3 protein-coding genes and 2 pseudogenes are annotated in these 4,181 nt (G+C 74.1%); all 5 read left to right on the forward strand.

The genetic code is table 11. The features are described from left to right. A pseudogene (locus ACFE67_RS14290) lies at positions 1–327 on the forward strand (haloacid dehalogenase); the annotation flags it as partial. Positions 328–448: 121 nt separating this feature from the next. Next, entirely contained in the window at positions 449–1,288 is an 840-nt protein-coding gene (locus tag ACFE67_RS14295) for a TlyA family RNA methyltransferase (protein ID WP_375407543.1), read from the forward strand. Beyond that, positions 1,285–2,199 (forward strand): NAD kinase, encoded by a 915-nt coding sequence (locus ACFE67_RS14300; protein ID WP_375407544.1) that lies wholly within the window; start codon positions 1,285–1,287, stop codon positions 2,197–2,199. The genes ACFE67_RS14295 and ACFE67_RS14300 overlap by 4 nt, the downstream gene beginning before the upstream one ends. After that, entirely contained in the window at positions 2,196–3,917 is a 1,722-nt protein-coding gene (recN, locus tag ACFE67_RS14305) for a DNA repair protein RecN (protein WP_375407545.1), read from the forward strand. The genes ACFE67_RS14300 and recN overlap by 4 nt, the downstream gene beginning before the upstream one ends. A gap of 52 nt (positions 3,918–3,969) precedes the next feature. Further along, positions 3,970–4,181 (forward strand): annotated as a pseudogene (locus tag ACFE67_RS14310) (CTP synthase); the annotation flags it as partial.

Consider the following 4,181-nt stretch of genomic DNA (forward strand, 5'->3'; position numbering starts at 1 on the left):
GCGGGGATGCCCTCCGCGCTCGTCCTCACCGGGATCGACGGCCCGACGCAGCTGCTCGCAGCGGCGCCGAACGCCCGTCCGCAGTTCGTGCTCGCGGACCTCCGCGGCCTGCTCGAGCCCTACCCGGAGGTGCGACGCAAGGGCGACGGCGTGCAGGTCGGCCGGGCGGTCGCCCGGGTCTCGGGCACCGCGCTCGAGGTGATCAGGCCCGGCGAGCCCATCGACCTCATCCGCGCCGTGGCCGAGGCCGTCTGGTCGTCGGGCGTCGGCGTCTATGCGCTCCGTATCCCGGACGCGGTGCTGCGTCTGCGCCCCTCGCTAAAATGATGCGCATGGACGACGGGCCGAGCACACCGGCGGAGGTGGAGGCGCTGCCGCTCGCCGCGCGCGCAGTCGTGTACCTCGCCGTGCAGCAGCGGCTCGAGGACCGACTGCAGCTGCCTCGCGCGTGACCGCCCGTCGAGAGCCTCAGGACAGCGCCCAGCGGCTGGACGTCGCGCTCGTCGCTCGTGGCCTCGCGCGTTCTCGAGCGGCGGCCCAGGCTGCGGTGGCGGCCGGCAGCGTCCGCGTCGACACGAGACCAGCCACACGGGTCTCCCAGCGCGTCGATCCGGAGACGGTGCTGGAGGTGGACCGCGGCAGCGGCTGGGTCGGCCGGGGCGCCGGCAAGCTGGACGCGGCGCTGGACCGCTTCGGCATCGACGTCACCGGCCGCTCGGCGCTCGATCTCGGTGCGTCGACCGGCGGGTTCACGCAGGTGCTGCTGGAACGCGGTGCCGCCTCCGTCGTGGCGCTGGACGTCGGCCACGACCAGCTCGCGCCCGAGCTGCGCCAGGACCCGAGGGTCGTGGTCGTCGAAGGCGAGAACGCCCGCACGCTGACACCGGAACGGCTGGCGCAGCTCGCCGGCACCGCGGTACCGCCCCAGGTCGTCGTGGCCGACCTGTCCTTCATCTCCCTCAGCATGGTCCTGCCCGCGATCGCCGCGGTCGCTGCCGACGACGCGGATGTGGTGTGCCTGGTCAAGCCGCAGTTCGAGGTCGGACGGACGAAGGTCCGCGGTGGCCTTGTCCCCGATGCGGACGACCGCATCCGCGCCGTCGAGGCCGTGCTCGGCACCGCAGCCGCGACCGGGCTGCTGACGGTGGGAGTGATCGCATCGCCGGTCGTCGGCGCGCACGGCAACCGCGAGGCCCTGGTGCACCTGCACCGTCTGCGCGGCAGCGATCCCGCACACTGGTCGGCAGCGATCGGGCGTGCCGTGCGTCCGGACGGGGGGACCGAGTGACGGAGCGCAGGCGCCACGTGCTGATCCTCGCCCACACCGGACGGGACTCGACCGTCGATGCGGCGGCGTCCGCGCTGGCGATGCTGCGGGACGGCGGGGTCGTCCCGGTGCTGACCGCATCTGACCTGGCGGACATCGCGGTCCGCTGCGACGTCGCGGGTGTCGCCGTGCTCGGCGAGCAGGTGCAGGTCGACGACCTGGAGCTCGTGGTGGTGCTCGGCGGCGACGGCACGATCCTCCGCGCGGCCGAGCTGGTGCGGTTGTCCGACGTGCCGCTGCTCGGCGTGAACATGGGTCACGTCGGGTTCCTCGCCGAGGCGGAGGCCGACGACCTCGGCGCCACCATCGCGCGCGTCGTCGATCAGCAGTGGGACGTCGAGCTGCGGCGGGCGATCTCCGTGCGGGTGGTCGTGGACGATCGGGTCGTCCACGAGGACTGGGCGCTGAACGAGGTGACGGTCGAGAAGGCCGCGCGGGAGCGCATGCTCGAGGTCGTCCTGGAGGTGGACGAGCGGCCGCTGTCCACGTTCGGCTGCGACGGCATCGTCGTGTCCACCCCGACCGGATCGACCGCATACGCGTTCTCCGCCGGCGGGCCGGTCGTCTGGCCGACGGTGGACGCGATGCTCGTCGTCCCGCTGTCGGCGCACGCGCTGTTCGCCCGTCCGCTCGTCGTGCCGCCCTCCTCCGTCATCGCCGTCGAGGTGCTGCGCAGGACACCGGCGACCGGCGTGCTCTGGTGCGACGGCAGGCGGATGTTCGAGCTCGCCGTGGGGGCGCGCGTCGAGGTCGCCGCGTCGCCCAGACCGGTCCGGCTCGCCCGCCTCCACTCGGCACGGGACCGCTTCACCGACCGTCTGGTGCGCAAGTTCGATCTGCCCGTGGGCGGCTGGCGGGGCCCGGCGTCGTGACCGCCCCCCGCCCCGGCATCGAGGAGATCACGATCCGCGGCATCGGCGTCATCGAGGACGCGGTCCTGCCGCTCGGACCGGGCTTCACGGCGCTGACCGGTGAGACCGGCGCCGGCAAGACGATGGTGGTCACCGCGCTCGGCCTCCTGCTCGGCGGCCGGGCGGACTCGGGCGTGCTGCGGGCCGGGGCGGACCGAGCGGTGGCCGAGGCGCGCTGGGTCGTCGCCGACCACGGCCCGGTGGCTCGCCGGGTCGGCGAAGCGGGCGGCGAGCTGACGCCCCTCGGGAACGGTGCCGCGGAGCTGCTGGTGTCGAGGACGGTGTCGGCGGAGGGCCGCAGCAGGGTCGCCGTCGCCGGCCGCTCGATGCCGGTCGGGGTGCTGCAGGAGCTGAGCGACGATCTCGTCGCCGTGCACGGGCAGTCGGAGCAGCTGCGCCTCAAGTCGCCGGCCGCGCAGCGCGAGCTGCTGGACCGGTACGCCGGCGCCCGCCTCGCGGAGGTGCTGGAGCAGTACACCGAGGTGCGCCGACGCCTCCTCGCGGACCGCGCCGAGTTCGAGCGCCTGTCGGCGGAGCGGGACGCGCGCACCGCGGAGGCGGGCGAGCTGCGGGTGGCGCTGGCCGAGATCGAGGGTGTCGCGCCGAAGCCGGGCGAGGACGCCGAGCTGGCGACGCTCGCCGAACGCCTCGGCGCGCAGGACGAGCTGCGGGTGGCCGCCGCGACCGCGCACGAGGCGCTGTCCGCCGACGACATCGGCGCGCTCGACGCGCTCTCGATGCTGGTCGAGGCGCGCAGGGCCCTCGAGCGTGTTGCGCCGCTCGACGCCGAGATCGCGGCACTGGCGGAGACCGTCGGTTCGCTGTCGTCGCTCGCGGCGGACGCGTCCTCGGATCTCGCCAGCTACATCGCCTCGCTCGACCCGGACGCGCCTGCACGGCTCGAGGTGGTGCAGCAGCGGATCAACGAGCTGGCGGTGCTCGTGCGCCGTCACGGCCCGACCCTCGACGACGTGCTCGCGTTCGCGGAGTCCGGCGGGCGTCGCCTGCTCGAGCTGGACGCCGACCCCGGCAGGATCGACGCGCTCGCCGAGCAGGTCGCGGCGGACGAGGCTCTCGCGGTCGAGCTCGCGGACCGCCTCTCCGAGGTCCGGCAGGAGGCGGCGGGGCGGCTGAGCGCCGAGGTGACAGCGGAGCTCGCGGACCTCGCGATGGGCACCGCCGCGGTGCTGGTGGACGTCACCAGGCGGGCCGAGCTGACCGCCACGGGTCACGATGCCGTGCAGCTGCTGCTGCGGAGCTACCCGGGCGCCGACCCGCGCCCGATCGGCAGGGGCGCCTCCGGTGGGGAGCTGTCCCGGGTGATGCTCGCGCTCGAGGTGGTGCTGGCCGGCACCGATCCGGTGCCGACGTTCGTGTTCGACGAGGTCGATGCCGGCATCGGCGGCGCGGCGGCGACCGAGGTGGGGAAGCGGCTCGCGCGGCTCGCCTCCACCTCGCAGGTCATCGCGGTCACCCACCTGGCGCAGGTCGCGGCGTTCGCGACCAACCATCTGAAGGTGCTGAAGGGCTCGGACGGCGGGGTGACGTCCTCGACGGTGCAGCGGCTGACGGGCGACGACCGGGTCGCGGAGATGGCGCGACTGCTGTCCGGCCTGGCGACCAGCGAGACCGCTCTGGCCCACGCGCAGGAGCTGCTCGACCTGGCCGCCGCGCCCTGACCGCCCCGATGGCGAGGCGATGTCCGGACTGTCCATAAGATGGAACCCCGTGGTGGACACGGGGAGTTCGACGCCGGCGCTGAAGGTCACGAAGCACGTCTTCGTCAGCGGGGGTGTCGTCTCCTCGCTCGGGAAGGGCCTCACGGCGGCCAGCCTCGGGAACCTGCTGACGTCGCGCGGGCTCCGCGTCGTGATGCAGAAGCTCGACCCGTACCTGAACGTCGACCCTGGGACGATGAACCCGTTCCAGCACGGCGAGGTGTT

The sequence above is a fragment of the uncultured Amnibacterium sp. genome (assembly GCF_964244015.1).
In the GTDB taxonomy this organism is placed as follows: domain Bacteria; phylum Actinomycetota; class Actinomycetes; order Actinomycetales; family Microbacteriaceae; genus Amnibacterium.